This window comes from Aeromonas sp. ASNIH7 (assembly GCF_002903485.1).
Lineage (GTDB): Bacteria > Pseudomonadota > Gammaproteobacteria > Enterobacterales > Aeromonadaceae > Aeromonas > Aeromonas caviae.
On sequence record NZ_CP026226.1, the window covers coordinates 2901352 to 2917737 of the forward strand.

Consider the following 16386-nt stretch of genomic DNA (forward strand, 5'->3'; position numbering starts at 1 on the left):
GGTGACGATGCGCAGCGAACGGCAATCAGACATGCAGATCCCCTTCGGCGTCCCGGTGGAGGGCACGGTAATCAATGACGTGGCCATGGTCCAGCAGGCCTTTGGTGTCAGCCTCTCCTACCAGGATATTGCCGCCAGGGAGCGGCTCGCCGCCTTGTGCGCACGCTTCCCCCTGCTGGCGGAGGTGGCAGTGAAAGGGCCCGAGGGGACTGGCGAGGGGAGGTCTGCATGAAGGTGATCGCCCTGCAGGGGATCCGGGGAGGTGTGGGGACCACCGCCATCGTGGCGGGGCTTGCCCAGGCTGCCCATGAGCAGGGGGCAAGGGTGCTGGCGGTGGATCTCTGCCCGGACAACCAGCTTGGCATCCACCTTGGCCTGTCCCATGACGATCCGGGAGGCTGGAGCCGGCTGACCCAGCCGGCGCGGGAGTGGCGAGGAGCGCTTCACCGCCGGGAGGAGGGACTGGATCTGCTCTCCCATGGCGGGGGGCAGGGGGCGTCAGCCGAGTGGCTGGCGGGGATCGATGGCTATGATCTGGTGCTGCTGGATCTGCCCCTGGGCATGGCCCCCGTCATCCCCTGCAGGCGCTTGCTGGTGGTCAATGCGGATGCCAACTGCCATGTGCGGCTTCACCGCCACCCCTGGGCGGCCGATGAGCGCCTGCTGGTGACCCAGTTCTCCAGCCAGCGGGCCCTGCAGCAGGGGTTGCTGGATCTCTGGCTGGCAGGGGGGCTCCCTCTGCTCAATCTTCATCTGCACAGGGACGAAGCCATGGCGGAGGCCATGGCCGCCAAGCTGCCGGTCGGCCGCTATGCGCCCACCAGTCTGGTTGCCCACGAGCTGGCCGCTCTGGCGACCTGGTGTCTGGCAGAGGGGGAGGTGCCCCGATGAGAGTGCGGCTGCTGACGCCGGCTGCGGGCCTCTGGTGCTCGCAGCGCTATCGCGCACTGCGCGAGCGGGGGGCTTCCCGCCCGGGGGCGGCCGCATTGACCCTGGGCTGGCTGCTGGCCTGGGCTCTCTTCCCCCTCGAGCGTCATGGCTGGCAATGGGTGCTGGGCCATGCCCGGGGGCTCTATCCCCAGCTGACGCACCCCCGGGTGGGGGATCCCCTGCGCGTTCTGTTGCAGAGCCTCTGGATGATAGTGCGTCGCCCACAGCCCATCCCTCTGCGCTGGCCCGCCTCCTGGCAGCGGATCTGGCACCGGGGCACACAGACTCTCGGCGCCTTCCTGGCCCGCCAGGAGGAGAAAGGGCTGGCCGCCGCCAGGGCCACGCCCCGCGAGGCACGCTGGAAAAGCGTGCTGCTCTGCGTGGTGGCCGGGAGCCTCTCCCTGATCTGCGTCACCCAGCCGTTCACCCTGCAGGCGCAACTGGTGTTCGTCCTCCTGCTGGCGGCCATGGCCTTCATCCTGCGGGCCGTGCCGGGCCGTTATCCCATGCTGATGATGATGGTGCTCTCCCTCACCATCTCCTGCCGCTACATCTGGTGGCGCTACACCTCGACCCTCGACTGGTTCGACCCCGTCAGCCTGGCCTGCGGCCTGCTGCTGCTGGCCGCCGAGACCTATGCCTGGCTGGTGCTGCTGCTCGGCTACTGGCAGACCGCATGGCCCCTGCACCGCCCTCCGGCACAACTGCCGGCGGATCCGGCCCAGTGGCCCAGCGTGGATCTGATGATCCCCACCTACAACGAGGATCTCGCCATCGTGAAGGGGACTGTCTACGCCGCCATGGGGCTCGACTGGCCCGCCGACAAGCTGACCATCTGGCTGCTTGACGACGGGGGGCGGGCGGCGTTTCGCGACTTCGCCGAGGAGGCCGGGATCCGCTATGTGGCCCGGTCGACCCATGAGCACGCCAAGGCGGGCAACATCAATCACGCCCTCAAGATGGCCACCGGGGAGCTGGTCGCCATCTTCGACTGTGACCACCTGCCGACCCGCTCCTTCCTGCAGATGACCGTGGGCTGGTTCTACCGGGATCCCCGTCTGGGCGTGGTCCAGACCCCCCACCACTTCTTCTCCGCCGATCCGTTCGAACACAACCTGCAACGGTTTCGCAAGATGCCGAACGAGGGGGCTCTCTTCTACGGCCTGGTCCAGGATGGCAACGACATGTGGGATGCCAGCTTCTTCTGCGGTTCCTGCGCCGTCATCAAGCGCACCGCCCTTGACGAGATCGGCGGCATCGCGGTGGAGACGGTCACCGAGGATGCCCACACCTCCCTGCGGCTGCACCGCCTCGGCTACACCTCGGCCTATATCCGGATCCCGCTGGCGGCGGGGCTGGCCACCGAAAGCCTCTCTGCCCACATCGGTCAGCGCATCCGGTGGGCGCGCGGCATGGTGCAGATCCTGCGTCTGGACAACCCCCTCTTCGGCAAGGGGCTCAAGCTGGGGCAGCGGCTGTGCTACTTCAATGCCATGCTGCATTTCCTCTCAGGCATACCGAGGCTCATCTTCCTGACGGCGCCGCTCGCCTTCCTGATCCTGCACGCCTACATCATCTATGCCCCGGCGGCGGCCATCGCCCTCTACATGTTGCCGCACATCTTCCACAGCGCCCTGACCAACTCCCGGTTGCAGGGCAAGGTGCGCCACTCCTTCTGGGGCGAGGTCTATGAGACGGTGCTGGCCTGGTACATCGCCAGGCCGACCACGGTGGCGCTCTTTGCACCCCACAAGGGGACGTTCAACGTGACTGCCAAGGGGGGGATGACGGAGGAGGTGTTCCTCGATCTGTCGGTCTCCCGCCCCTATCTGCTGCTGATCCTGCTCAATCTGTGCGGGCTGGGGTTCGGTCTCTGGCGCATCGGCACCGGCCCTGCCGACGAGGTGCCGACCCTGATCCTCAGCATGATCTGGACCCTCTACAACATGACCATACTGGGCGGCGCCCTGGCGGTGGCCTTCGAGTCGCGGCAGGTCCGTGCCAACCCCAGGGTGGAGATGGTGATGCCGGCGGCCATCAGGCTGGCGAACGGTCACCTCTACCCCTGTACCGTCAGGGATTACTCCAACGGGGGGGTCGGGGTGCTGCTCGAGGCGCCCCTGCCCCTGGCCGACAAGGAGAGGGTCTGGTTGCTGCTGCGCCATGACCAGCGGGAGCAGGCGTTCGCCGCCAAGGTGCAGCGGGTGTTCGGCTGCAAGCTGGGACTGGAGCTGGAACCCATGGCGCAGGCACAGCATGTCGAGTTCATCCAGTGCACCTTCGCCCGGGCCGATACCTGGTCCCTGTGGCAGCAGCGTCTGGGCAAGGATCGCCCCCTCCACAGCCTGATCGACATTACCCTGCTCGGCTGGGGAGCTTACTGGCGTCTGGCCCGTACCTCACCCATCGGCTTTGTTTGTATCCTCCTCGAGAAGCTGGCTCGCTGGCTCCTCTCCTTCGTTCCCCGTCGCGTCTCCCCAGATTTCCGGGCCGGGACTCCGACCTCACAGACAGTGAAAGGATGATGAAACCACAACGCTACCTTATTCCTCTCCTGCTGATGGCGCAGAGTGCGACCGCCGCCGAGGCCGTCGGCCCCCTGCCGCCCGTTCCCGCTCCGGTGCGCACCCAGGGGATGAGCTTCGAACAGATGGCGTCATCGCCAGGCACCCTCTCCCTGCGCGGCAATGCGCCAGACGGACTGGCCGACTTCACCGTGCGGCGGGACGAGGTGGTGACCCGGGCCACCCTGGACCTGAACTTCACGCCATCGCCCTCCCTGCTGCCGCTCATCTCCCAGGTCAAGGTCTATCTCAATGACGAGCTGATGGGGGTGACGGCTCTCAACCAGGATCAGATGGGGACGATGACCCATGCCAGCATCGATCTGGATCCCCGCTATGCCAAGGATTTCAACCGCCTCAAGGTGAGCTTCGTCGGCCACTATCAGAAAGTGTGCGAGAACCCGGCGAGCGACACCCTCTGGCTCAACGTCAACCGGGACAGCAAGCTGACCCTGCAGTTGCAGACCCTGCCGGTGCGCAACGAGCTCTCCTTCTTCCCCATGCCGTTCCTCGACGTGCGGGACAATGGCAAGCTGACTCTGCCCATGGTGTTCACGGGCTCAGTGCCCCCGGAGCAGCAGCAGGCGGCGGCGGTGTTGGCCTCCTGGTTCGGCACCAAGGCCCAGTGGCGTGGTCAGCATTTCCCGGTGCTCATCAACCAGTTGCCGGATCGCAACGCCGTGATCTTTGCCACCAATGACGCGCGCCCCGATTTCCTGGTGGACTATCCCGAGGTGAAGGGGCCCACCATCGACATGATCAGCTCCCCCGACAATCCCTATGTGAAGCTGCTGCTGATCCTGGGGCGGGATCAGCAGGATCTGCTGACGGCGGTGCAGGGGCTGGCGCGAGGCGATGTCATGCTGCGTGGTCAGAGCGTCATGGTGGACGAGGTGAAGCCGCTCTCGCCGCGTCAACCCTACGATGCCCCGAACTGGGTGCGACTGGATCGCAAGATGCGCTTTGATGAGCTCACGGAGTACCCGGGCCAGTTGCAGGCAACGGGACGCACGCTGTGGCCCATGAGCCTGACGCTGCGCCTGCCGCCGGATCTCTATCTGCTGGGGGAGAACGGCATCAGGACGGAGCTGAAGTATCACCATACCTCGCCCACCCTGCGCGACGGTTCCCGGCTGGATGTGGGGGTCAACGGCCAGCTCATGAAGTCGTTCACGCTCGAGCCCGGCGAGATCAAGAGTGAGCGGTTGCTGACTCTGCCGCTCTGGTTTGCCGACGACGGCGACACCATGGCGCTGCGCATGCCCGGGCTCAAGACCACCCAGGCCAACAGCCTGAGCTTCTCGTTCGAGTATGCCCAGCAATACATGGGAGGAACGGAGGATGGCCGTTGCGACCTGGTGATGCCGCCAGCCCATCAGGTGCGCATCGACGAGGGCTCCACCATCGACTTCACCGGCTATCGCCACTTCATCGAGATGCCCGATCTCAAGGCGTTCGCCTATGCCGGCTTCCCGTTCAGCCGGATGGCGGATCTCGCCGACACCCAGATTGTCATGCCGGCCAGACCCCATCCCGGGCAGATCACCACCTTGCTCGATGCCGTCGGTGCCATCGGGGCCGAGACCGGGTATCCGGCGCTCTCCCTGCAGGTTCTGGACGACTGGGAGCGGGCGCGCACTGCGGATCGGGATACCCTGCTCATTGGCACCCTGCCGGAGGAGTTTCGAGGGGATCTGGCTCCCGACGCCCTGCTGCAATCCACGCGCAGCTGGGTCAACGAACCAACACGCCAGCACAAGGGGGATTTGCTGCACACCATGGCCGATCGCCAGCCCCAGGCCCGGGTGGGCATGACGGGCAACCGGGCCATCGCCGTCATCCTGGGGCTGCAATCGCCGACCCATGATCAGCGCAGCCTGGTCGCACTGCTGGCGGATGGACCGGCGGGGGTCACATTGCTCAATGATGCCCTGCAGACCCGGACCCTGCGCGATCAGGTGGCAGGCTCGGTGGCCATCATCCGGGAATCCGGGGTGAAGAGCCTGGTGGTGGGGGATCGCTACGAGGTGGGTTACCTGCCGTGGTGGGAGCGTCTCTGGCAACTGTTTGCCCGTTATCCGGTGCGTCTTGCCGGGCTGACCCTGCTCTGCATGCTGGTACTGGGCTGGGGCCTGCGGGTGCTGCTTGCCAGTGCCAGCCGCCGCCGTCTGAAGGAAGATTAAGAGATGACTCAGATGAAAAATGTCTGTGGTGCCCTGCTCCTCTGGGCCCTTTGTTCCCTCCCGGCGCAGGCCGTCTGCCACTGGCCGGAGTGGGATCACTTTCGCCAGCACTACATCAGCGAAGAGGGCAGGGTCATCGACCCTGCCGACGGGCGCCGCATCACCACCTCGGAAGGCCAGAGCTATGCCCTCTTCTTCGCCCTGGTCAACGATGACAGGGAGACCTTTGCCCGCCTGCTCGACTGGACGGAGCGGCAGCTCGCCCGCGGGGATCTGACCGGCTTCCTGCCATCCTGGCTCTGGGGCAGGCAGCAGGACGGCAGTTGGGGCGTGCTGGACGCGAACAGCGCGTCCGATTCGGATCTCTGGATCGCCTACAGCCTGCTGGAGGCGGGTCGCCTGTGGGACAACCACAGCTACTCGGCCCTCGGCACCCTGCTGCTGCGGCGTATCGCCCGGGAGGAGGTCGCCACGCTGCCGGGTCTTGGCCCCGTGTTGCTGCCCGGGGCGAAAGGCTATGAGGGGGAGGGACGCTGGACCCTCAACCCCAGTTATCTGCCCCCACAACTGCTGGCCAGATTCGCTTCCTTCAAGGGGCCCTGGGGCGAGATGCGGGCCCTCTTGCCCAAATTGTTGCAGGAGAGTGCGCCCCGTGGCTTTGCCCCGGACTGGGTGGACTGGCAGGCCGACAAGGGGTGGCAGGTGACGGCGGACAAGGGCGACACCGGTGGCTATGACGCCATCCGCGTCTATCTCTGGCTCGGCATGTTGAGCGAGGAGGATCCCGCCAGGGCTTCCCTGGTGGCCCACTTTGCCCCCATGCTGGCGCAGCTGACCGAATCGGGTCATCTTCCCGAGCGGGTATCCAGCCAAAGTGGTCAGGTTCAGGGCAAGGGGCCGAGCGGCTTTGCCGCCGCCCTCCTGCCCCTGTCACGGGGCTTGCCGGCGCAGGTCACCTTGCGCAAGCAGGTCTCCGATCACGGGCTGGATGCGGATGCCTACTACGGCAGCGTGCTGACCCTGTTCGGCGCAGGCTGGGATCAGGGGCGTTATCGCTTTGCCGCCGACGGTACCCTGCAGCCGGATTGGAGCGAGTCATGTCAGGCAGAGTGACCCTGGGGTGCCTGCTCGCCTGCCTGATGAGCGGAGCCCTGGCGCAAGGGACGGTACAGCCGGTGGCCTGGCTGCTGGAGCAGGTCAGGATTGGCGAGGCCCGTGGGCGGGAAGATCTCGTCAGCAACAGCCTCTATTCCCTCTCCCTGGTGGAGCCTGATCATCCGGAGCTGCTGGCAGCCCAGGCCCGTCAGGCCCTGCGCCAGGGCAAGGTCAAGGAGGCCGGGGCACTGCTGGCCCGCCTTGGCAAGCAAGACCCCGACTCTGCGCTCTATCGTCAGGGCATGGCCAACCTGGCCCTGAACGAACCGGCCAGGCGCCAGCAACTGCAACAAGCCAGGCTGCTGACCAGCGCCGGCAGGCTGGAGGAGGCCGAGCGTCTCTATCGCTCCCTGTTCTCCGGTGATCTTCCCCCCAATCTCGACGTGGCGGTGGATTATGCCCTGTTGCAGACACGGATCCCGGCCATGAAGGCGAAGGGGCTGGCGGCCCTGGAGGCACTCAACCGGCAATATCCGGGTGAGCCCAGAGTGCGGGGCGGGCTGGCTCGCCTCTATCTGGCGGAGGGTCGGCGCCAGGGGGCGCAGAACCTGTTGCGCGAGATGGCGCGAGATCCCTATCAGCGGGACGAGGCCGCCGAGATCTGGCTCGCGGACATCGAATCCCTGCCCATCGGTCCCGGGAGCATCGCTGCCTTGCAGGAGTACATGGTGCTCTTTGGCGAAGGGGATACCACCAAGGCGGAACAGCTGCTCGCTACCCAGGAGGAGAAGTGGGCCTCGCCTGCCTATCGCGCACGCCAGTCGGCGCTCGCAAGCACGGCGGGAGGTGGTGCCTCCATCTCCCGCTTGCAGCGTGCCCTGGCTGCCAACCCGGGGGATCCCGAACTCATGGGGGCCCTGGGGCAGGCCTACTCCCGCAACGATCAGCGAGCGCTGGCCATCGCCCAGTTTGAACGGGTGCTGGCACACCCCGAGGTGACCGACAAGGACAAATGGCGCAGCCTGCTGGCCACCAACCGCTACTGGCTGCTGGTGAGCCAGGGGCGCAGCGCCCTGGAACGGGAGCAGTGGGATGAGGCGGCGACCCTGTATCGCCGTGCCATCGCCCAGGATGGGCGTGAGCCCGAAGCCTGGCTGGGGCTCGGAGACAGCGAGCGTGGCCGCCATCGCGATGCCGACGCGGAGTCCGCCTACCGCAAGGCGCTCGCGATGGGGAGCGCGCGGGAGCGGGCACTGGCCCGCCTGTTCGATCTCTACAAGGAGCAGGATCCGGCGCGTGCCCTGGCCCTGCTGGAGCAGCAGGGCACCCCCGGGATGCAGGCCGAAGGGCGGCGGCTCAAGGCCGGGCTGTTGCAGGAGGAGGCCGATCAGCTCGATCGGGCCGGCAAGGTGGCGGCGGCGCTGCGCCTTCGCGAGCAGGCACTCGCGCTGACCCCGGAAGAGGTGTGGCTGGCCTATCGAGTGGCCGATACCCGGGCCCGCCTCGGGGAAGCCGGGAGCGGGGAGCGGCTCTTGCGGGAACGGCTGGCGGCGCGGCCCCAGGACGCCACCCTGCGCTACGCCACCGCCCTCTATCTCTCGGGGCAGGACAAGACGGTGGAGGCGAGAGGGGTGCTGGCCGCCATCCCTAGGTCCGGCTGGACACAGGACATGAATGCGCTGGATCGGCGCCTCGCCCGTGACGAGGTGCTCGCCAGGGCGAGGGCGCGTCACGAGGCTGGGGATGATGAGGGGGCCGAACGCCTGCTTCAGCCGTTGCAGCCGGATGAAGAGGCGAGTCTGATGCTGGCGGAGTGGGCCACGGATCGGGGGGCCTATGCACTGGCGGAGCAGCGCTATCAGGAGGTGCTTGCCCGCACGCCGCAACAGCCCGAGGCCAGGCTTGGCATGGCCGAACTGGCCCAGGCCAGGGGCGATCTGGCAAAGGCCCGTCACTGGCTGCCCGCCTGGCCGGTCAGCCCGCTGCCCCCGGAGGGGGCCAACTACTACCGCCGGGTAGCCAATCTCTATCAGGCGCTGGGAGAGGGCGAGACAGCCCGCGCCATCTTCACCGACTACGAACCCCTGGTGGCGATGCAACCAGCCTCCCAGCAGACGGCGCTGTTCTGGCGCGATGCCGCCCGCCAGCGCGTTGCCGAGCATGATGTGGAAGGGGCTCTGGTGCGGGATCGCAAGGGGCTGGTGGCCGCAGGTCTGGCCCCCCGCGAGGATCTGGAGGGGGGCGAGCTGACCCGGCTGGCACGCAGTCAGGATGGGGAGGGGTGGCTGGCATCCGGCCTGCGCAGCGATCTTGACAGACATTACCGGCAGAGTCAGACCACCTTCTCCCTCGACAGCGATTACTGGGGCTCCAGCGGTACCGGGGGCTACTCGGATCTGCGGGCGCTGACCCAGATGGCGCAACTGGATACGCCGCTGGCCGGTGGTACCGTCTTCGGCCGTCTTGAACTGGTCGACATGGATGCCGGAGATCTGCCGGACTCCCCTTACCGGGCGCAGTTCGGTACCTGCGCGGCCAGGGACTGTCGCGGGGACGCGCACCAGCAGAGCCGGGGCACCACCCTGGCGGCAGGCTGGCAGCGGGGGGCCTGGGCGTTCGATCTGGGGACCACGCCCCTCGGTTTCGAGGTGGTGGACTGGGTCGGGGGCGCCACCTTGACCGGTGACTGGCACACGCTGGGGTGGGGGATGACCCTCTCGCGTCGGCCCGTCAGCAGCTCGCTGCTCTCCTATGGGGGAACGGTGGATCCGGGCACGGGCATCAGCTGGGGCGGGGTGCGGGCGAACGGGGTCCGCCTCGATCTCAGCCGGGATCTGGGAGGGGCAGTCGGGTTCTGGGGCAGCGCCCAGCAGCACCTGCTGACCGGCAAGAACGTGCCCGACAACTGGCGCACCCGGCTCATGGGAGGGGGCTATTACAAGTTCGTCAACGAGACCCATCGCCGTGCCAGCGTGGGGCTCAGCACCATGCTGTGGCACTACCAGCAGGATCTGGGGGGCTATACCCTGGGGCAGGGGGGTTATTACAGCCCGCAGGGGTACTTCTCGCTCTCGGTGCCGGTCAGCTACCGGCAGCGTACCCCGGACTGGTCGTGGGAGCTGGGGGGATCGGGATCCTGGTCCTACGCCCGAACCGACGACAGCCGTCGCTACCCGCTGGAAGGCCTGCTGCCCGCCGGTTTGCCAGACAGAAATGCGCCTGTGAAAGGGGGCAGTAGCAGTGGATTCGGCTACACCCTGAATGGCGTGGTGGAACACAGGCTGACGGAACACTGGCGCATCGGTGGCCGGGTGGACATCCAGCAGGCGGATGACTATGCCCCCAGCCATGTCACCCTGTTCCTGCGCTACACCTTCAAGCCCTGGCAAGGGGATCTCGACATGCCGCCAAGGCCTCTCACTCCCTACGCGGACTTCGACTGACAGGGGCGCCCGTCATCACCGGGCGCCCTTATTTCAGATAGGAGCGCAGTACCCTCACCACCTGATCCAGATCCTCCAGCCGCTCGGCATGGGTCGTCTCCTCGGCGCCAAGATGCTCGCGCATGTGTCCCTCCAGCACCTCCAGCATCAGGCCGTTGACGGCGCCGCGGATGGCGGCGATCTGCTGCAGGATGGCGGCGCAGTCTGTTTCCTGTTCCAGGGCGCTCTCCAGGGCGCCGGTCTGCCCCTTGATGCGCCTGACCCGTGCCAGCAGCTTCTTCTTGTCGTGAACCGTGTGTGACATCCAGGATCCTCTCGATCAATAAAACTATACTGGGGTATAGTATATAGCATCCTCGTTTTCAGGAGAAATCCATGCCATCCCTCGCCTCATCCCACTGCCACCACCCCGTCGTCCACGAAGGGAATCCCCTGGCCGAACAGAAGACCCGCTGGGCCGTGCTGCTCACCGTCGTCATGATGGTGGCGGAGATCGGTGGCGGCTGGTTCTACAACTCCATGGCGCTGCTGGCCGATGGCTGGCACATGAGCTCCCATGCCCTGGCCCTCGGCCTCTCGGTGCTGGCCTATCGCGCTGCCCGCCACTTCGCGCGGGATCACAGGTTCAGCTTCGGTACCTGGAAGATAGAGGTGCTGGGGGGCTTCAGCAGCGCCCTGCTGCTGGTGGGGGTGGCGGGGTTGATGCTGTTCGAGTCGGTGGCCAGGTTGCTGGACCCCAGCCCCATCCATTATCAGCAGGCGATCGGCATTGCCCTGCTGGGCCTGCTGGTGAATCTGGCCTGTGCCTGGCTGCTCAGGGACGATCACGACCATCACCATGGTCACGACCACCATCACGGTCATCACGACCACTCGCACGATCACCACCACGGCCATCAGGATCTCAACCTGCGCGCCGCCTACCTCCACGTGCTGGCGGACGCGGCCACCTCGGTGCTGGCGATTGTGGCGCTGGTGGGAGGCATGTTGTGGGGGGCGGACTGGCTGGATCCCCTGATGGGCATCGCCGGGGCCGTGCTGGTTGCGGTGTGGGCCAGGGGGCTGCTGCGTGATACCGGGCGCGTCTTGCTGGATGCGGAGATGGATGCGCCCCTGGTGGACGAGATCCGCGAGGTGATCGCCGAGCTGCCTGGCGCCGAGATCCGCGATCTGCACGTCTGGCGGGTGGGGCAGACGCAGTATGCCGCCGCGATGTCGTTGCAGATGGCGACCCCGGTCCCGGCACAGGCGATCCGCGAGCGCCTCGCCATCCACGAGGAGCTGGTGCACCTGACCATCGAAGTGTCTGCCGACTGACGCCCCTGGCGGGCGTCAGCGGGGAGGCTCGCTCCCCTGATCCTGCCAGAGGGAGCCCAGCATCAGCCTCAGCAGCAGTCCCGGCGGGTCGTCGAGCAGGCGGCCCGGCTCCAGCAGCAGGTGCCCGTCGGCATGAAAGCCCAGGCTGGCGTGAACCTTGCCTTCCTCGCCACACACCTGGAGGAGGCCGTTCAGGGAACCCCCCTCGCCGGGTTGACAGCGCAGCCGCAGTTCCCGTGGTTCCCCCAGCAGGGTGAAGGCGCGGGCGAGGGGCGGGCTCTCTTCATAATCCGGCCAGTTGAAGAAGTGATAGCGTTCGGCGAGCACGCCGGCCTGCTGGCAGAACTGATCGAACAACTGGGCAATGCCCTGATACTCCTGGTCCAGCCGCCTGGCCTGCTCCTCAATCCGTTTCATCACCCAGCCCCCTCTATCCATTTGATTGGACATTGATTTCGTCACTCGCTCCCCTCTTCCCGCTGGTATGGGCCGAAAGCGGTGCCAGGTCTGTGAGCGCGATCGAGTTTTCGTTATGAAAACGTTATCTTGTTGATGCGGATTGGTTTTTTTTGCCCATCCGCTCACATTTACGGCAATTCCCGCTGATTAATATGACACCGCTCGGCAATGACCGGGTACTCGGATATCGAGACTAACTACAGCGGGAATTATAAAAAAATGGATATGAAAAAGACCAAAGTGGCGCTGGTAACAGCCTCACTGCTCGCGCTTTTGTCAGGCTGTAACGACAACAGTTCTTCTGCTCCTGCCCCTCAGGATGAGCCCGTCGCTCGTCTTCCCAACGTCCAGCCCCCGGCCGAACTGCTGACGGCCGGCCCTGACGAAGCGGTCATCGCCCTGGTGGATACCCAGACCAGCGCGGCGCGCGGTGTCACCGGCCCGTTCGCCAGCCACAGCCTGCACCTGTGGAACAACGACGCCTGCAACTCGACCTCGGAGGGCGGCCTCAACACCGGTTGGGATGACAAGAGCAAGACGCCGTCCGCGGCGGACAGTTTTGGTCCGGCCTGGGTCGTGCCGCTCTCCAAGATGGAAGGCTGCATCAACTTCATCGCCCGCAACGGCGATCTCGCGAACCTGACCGGCAGCGACATGAAGGTGGTCTTCAACGATCACCCGGATCGCACCGTGGCCATCGTCGCCGGCAAGAACGAGATCTTCGGCAGCCGGGCGGAAGCCTTCACCGCCGCCTTCGGCGTGGCGGGGGCCAGTGCCCATCTCATCGACGACAACACCCTGATTTGGCAAGGGGGCAAGGACAAGCCCTATGTGCGCCTCTACTACACAGAGTCAGGCACCATCACGGCAAACAGCGAGGGCGTATTCGATTTCCCCTACCTCAAGCTGACCCCGACCAGCCTGACCGAAGAGCAACAGGCCAAATACCCGCACCTCAAGGATGCCGCCGCCTTCGCCCTGCCTGCGGGGAAAGATCTCAAGCCCCTGCTCAAGGGTGAGCTGGTCGCCATCGGGACCGATGCGGACGGCATCCTGCAGGGGGCGACCCTGGTGCAGAGTGCCGGTGCCCTCGATGCCCTTTACAGCGAAGCGGCCACCAAGCTGGCCTACGGCGCCGTGGTGGAGGGAGGCAATGTCACCTTCCGGCTCTGGGCACCGACCGCCAAGTCGGTCAAGCTGGCGCTGTTCGACGAGCAGCACAAGTTGCTTGGCGAGCGCGCCATGACTCTGGACGAGGTCAGCGGCAGCTGGAGCGTGCAGGGGGGCAGCGATCTTGTCGGCAAATACTACCGCTACGACATTCAGGTCTATCACCCGGTCAGCCGCAAGCTGGAATCCTATCAGGTGACCGACCCCTACTCCTTGAGCCTGGCGATGAACTCCGAGTTCAGCCAGGTGGTGGATCTCGACGATCCGGCCCTCAAGCCGGAAGGCTGGGACAGCCTCAAGGCGCCCCACAGCCAGAAGAACCCCGCCGACATCACCATCTATGAGGCCCACGTCCGGGATCTGACCGGCAACGACGAGTCGACGCCGGTGGAGCACCGCGGCAAGTTCCTCGGACTGACCGACAGCGACAGCGTGCCCGTCACCCACCTGAAATCCCTGGCCAAGAGCGGCGTCAGCCACCTGCACCTGCTGCCGGTGTTCGACATCGCCACCGTCAACGAGGACCCGGCCAAGGTGGCCAACATCGGCGATGACTTCAGCAAGCTGTGCGAGGTCAATCCCGAGGTCAAGAACTCCAGGTTTGCCAGCCACTGTGGTGGCGGCGAGACCATCGAAGCCGTGCTCGGTGATCTGCAAGCCAGCGACAGCAAGGAGAACCCCGTGGTGCAGGAGCTGTACGGCTACCTGCGCGGGGTGGACTCCTTCAACTGGGGCTATGACCCCTACCACTACACCACCCCGGAAGGCTCCTACGCCACCAATGCGGAGGGGACGACCCGGATCAAGGAGTTCCGCGAGATGGTGCAGGCCATCAAGCAGAACATCGGCATGAACGTGGTGATGGACGTGGTCTACAACCACACCAACGAAGCGGGTCTCGGTACCAAATCCGTGCTCGACAAGATTGTGCCCTGGTACTACCAGCGCCTCAATCCGGAGACCGGTTCGGTGGAAAACTCCACCTGCTGCTCCAACACGGCGCCGGAACACGCCATGTTCGCCAAGCTGATGGATGACTCTCTGGTCACCTGGGCGCGGGACTACAAGATCGATGCCTTCCGCTTCGACCTCATGGGCCATCACCCGAAAGATCAGATGGTGCAGGCCCTGGCCGAGGTGAAGAAGGTCAATCCGGACATGTACTTCTACGGCGAGGGGTGGAACTTCGGCGAGGTACAGGATGACAAGCGCTTCGTACAGGCGACCCAGAAGCACCTGGCCGGTACCGGCATCGGCTCCTTCTCCGACCGGCTGCGTGATGCGGTGCGCGGCGGCAGCCCGTTCGACGGCGGCGAAGCCATTCGCAAGACCCAGGGCTTTGGCAACGGCGCCCTGGTGGATGCCAACGAGCTGGACGGCGTCGATCTCGCCACCGCCCTGCATCAGTCCGATCTGGTGCGCCTCGGCATGGCGGGCAACCTCAAGGAGTTCGTGCTGACCGACAAGGACGGCATACCGAAGAAAGGCTCCGACATCGACTACAACGGTCAACCGGCGGGCTATGCCCAGGATCCGACCGAAATCCAGAACTATGTCGACAAGCACGACAACCAGACTCTGTTCGACAACCTGGTGTACAAGGCACCCGCCGGGGCCGACCTGGTGCGGATGCAGGGGGTCTCTCTGGCGACCGCCATGCTGGGTCAGGGCATTCCCTTCACCCACGCAGGTGTCGAGCTGCTGCGTTCCAAGTCCATGGAGCGGGACAGCTACGACTCCGGTGACTGGTACAACCGGGTCGACTACGGCTTAAGTGACAATAATTTTGACAAAGGGCTGCCGCGCAAGGACAAGGACGAGGCCAACTACGAGCTGATCGAGCAGGTGCTCGGCCAGCACGCCAAGCCGGGTTCGGCCGAGATGCATCAGATGGTGAACTTCTACCAGGAGCTCTCCGAACTGCGTCAATCCTCTCGTCTGCTGCGTCTTGGCAGCGGCGCCGAGGTGATCAAGCGGGTCGACTTCCGCAACACCGGCCCTGAGCAGATCCCGGGTCTCATCGTGATGAGCGTGGATGACGGGGTGGGCGCCGGTGCGGATCTGGATCCGGCCATCGACGGCCTGGTGGTGATGATCAACGCCACCAATCAGCCCCAGAGCATCGGCGATTTCCGTGACGGCAAGGATCAGCCCATCGATCTGACCGGCATGGTCCTGAGCGGTGCCCACCGTGACTCCGACAGCATCGCCAGCGGTGCGGCCAATGACAGCGGTCAGCTGACCCTTGGCGCCTGGTCGGCGGCGGTGTTCGTCAAGCCGCAGAGCGGTGCCCAGGGCGCGGGGCTGCCGGTGAGCAAGAAGACGGATCTGAGCACCTTGCCTCCCTTCGGTGACACCGAGGTGTTCGTGCGCGGTTTCCTGAATCAGTGGGATCCGGTCAACAAGATGAACTTCAGTGGCAACTTCACCTATGAGTTCACCACCGAGGTGACGGCGGATCAGCTGGGGTCGACCCAGGTGAAGATCGCTGGCAACGAGTGGAGCGGCCCCGTCAATTACGGCAAGTGCAGCGATACCGACCAGCTTGCGACCGGCCAGGTCAATACGCTCTGTGCCAATGGCGGGGATCTGCCGTTCAACGTGGAGAAGGCTGGCACCTACAAGTTTGTCTTCACCGCCATGAACAAGGACAAGCCCACCCTGAGTGTCAGCTACACCGAACCGGCGCAGAGCTGCAAGGTGCTGGATACCGTCGCGGGCAATCCGCTCGGCTTCCCGCTCTATGTGCGCGGCAGTCTGAGCGACTGGAACGCCCAGCCGGCCTACCAGCTGAGCTACAAGGGGATGGAAGGCAACCTCGCCATCTATCAGGCCGCCTTCAACTACGCGGGCAGCTTTGACTTCAAGTTTGCCAACGACGATGGCAACTGGAGCAAGCAGTTCTTCGTGAAGGATGCCGGTGGCACCCTGATCGCACTGGAGCCCGAGCAGGTTTACCCGCTCCAGCACGGCGACGGTGGCATGGGCAACAACAGCATCACGCTGGAACAGGGTCTGTGGAGCTTCCTGGTGAAGGTTGACCCGACCCAGACTTCCGGCGAGGTGGGCAGCGTCATCATCCAGGAGTGCAGCGCCAAGTAAGTCTTTCCCATCGAGCCCGGGGCTGGCTCGGCAGCCCCGGGTTGAATTCCGCCTCGCCAAGGGCGGGATAACACCGAGAGAGTAAGCAAAGCGCGACTGCCGACCGGCAGCCGCGCTTTTTCT

Annotated in this window: 10 protein-coding genes; 8 read left to right on the forward strand and 2 right to left on the reverse strand. The window is 65.4% G+C overall.

What is annotated here, in order from left to right; genetic code table 11:
* Nucleotides 1-7 precede the first annotated feature (7 nt).
* The 6 genes from bcsR to bcsC are packed head-to-tail and all read left to right on the forward strand — an operon-like array spanning nucleotide 8 to nucleotide 10215.
* Nucleotides 8-232: a cellulose biosynthesis protein BcsR gene (gene bcsR, locus C2U47_RS13650; RefSeq protein WP_039039486.1), complete on the forward strand. Its 225-nt coding sequence runs from the start codon at nucleotides 8-10 to the stop codon at nucleotides 230-232.
* Nucleotides 229-891: a cellulose biosynthesis protein BcsQ gene (gene bcsQ / locus C2U47_RS13655; RefSeq protein WP_103261700.1), complete on the forward strand. Its 663-nt coding sequence runs from the start codon at nucleotides 229-231 to the stop codon at nucleotides 889-891. Before bcsR ends, bcsQ begins: the two co-directional genes overlap by 4 nt.
* On the forward strand, nucleotides 888-3455 hold the full coding sequence (bcsA, locus tag C2U47_RS13660) for a UDP-forming cellulose synthase catalytic subunit (RefSeq protein ID WP_049635955.1): 2568 nt from the start codon (nucleotides 888-890) through the stop codon (nucleotides 3453-3455). Before bcsQ ends, bcsA begins: the two co-directional genes overlap by 4 nt.
* On the forward strand, nucleotides 3452-5677 hold the full coding sequence (gene bcsB, locus C2U47_RS13665) for a cellulose biosynthesis cyclic di-GMP-binding regulatory protein BcsB (RefSeq protein ID WP_080988547.1): 2226 nt from the start codon (nucleotides 3452-3454) through the stop codon (nucleotides 5675-5677). The genes bcsA and bcsB overlap by 4 nt, the downstream gene beginning before the upstream one ends.
* Before the next feature lie 3 nt (nucleotides 5678-5680).
* On the forward strand, nucleotides 5681-6790 hold the full coding sequence (gene bcsZ, locus C2U47_RS13670) for a cellulose synthase complex periplasmic endoglucanase BcsZ (RefSeq protein ID WP_049635953.1): 1110 nt from the start codon (nucleotides 5681-5683) through the stop codon (nucleotides 6788-6790).
* Nucleotides 6775-10215: a cellulose synthase complex outer membrane protein BcsC gene (bcsC, locus tag C2U47_RS13675; RefSeq protein WP_080988546.1), complete on the forward strand. Its 3441-nt coding sequence runs from the start codon at nucleotides 6775-6777 to the stop codon at nucleotides 10213-10215. The genes bcsZ and bcsC overlap by 16 nt, the downstream gene beginning before the upstream one ends.
* A gap of 28 nt (nucleotides 10216-10243) precedes the next feature.
* Here bcsC and C2U47_RS13680 read toward each other — a convergent pair whose 3' ends face one another.
* A complete protein-coding gene (locus C2U47_RS13680; protein WP_049635952.1) occupies nucleotides 10244-10519 on the reverse strand; it encodes a metal/formaldehyde-sensitive transcriptional repressor in 276 nt (91 codons plus the stop codon).
* A 71-nt stretch (nucleotides 10520-10590) separates the two neighbouring features.
* Here C2U47_RS13680 and dmeF point away from each other — a divergent pair, with 71 nt between their 5' ends.
* A complete protein-coding gene (gene dmeF / locus C2U47_RS13685) occupies nucleotides 10591-11532 on the forward strand; it encodes a CDF family Co(II)/Ni(II) efflux transporter DmeF (protein ID WP_053288129.1) in 942 nt (313 codons plus the stop codon).
* A 15-nt stretch (nucleotides 11533-11547) separates the two neighbouring features.
* Here dmeF and C2U47_RS13690 read toward each other — a convergent pair whose 3' ends face one another.
* The gene (locus C2U47_RS13690; protein ID WP_041211001.1) at nucleotides 11548-11949 is read right to left on the reverse strand and encodes a hypothetical protein; all 402 of its coding nucleotides are present in this window, start codon (nucleotides 11947-11949) and stop codon (nucleotides 11548-11550) included.
* Between the two features lie 261 nt (nucleotides 11950-12210).
* Here C2U47_RS13690 and pulA point away from each other — a divergent pair, with 261 nt between their 5' ends.
* Nucleotides 12211-16263 carry a pullulanase-type alpha-1,6-glucosidase gene (pulA, locus tag C2U47_RS13695; protein ID WP_103261701.1) on the forward strand — a complete coding sequence of 1351 codons (4053 nt, stop codon included), beginning with the start codon at nucleotides 12211-12213 and terminating at the stop codon, nucleotides 16261-16263.
* Nucleotides 16264-16386: the final 123 nt, after the last annotated feature.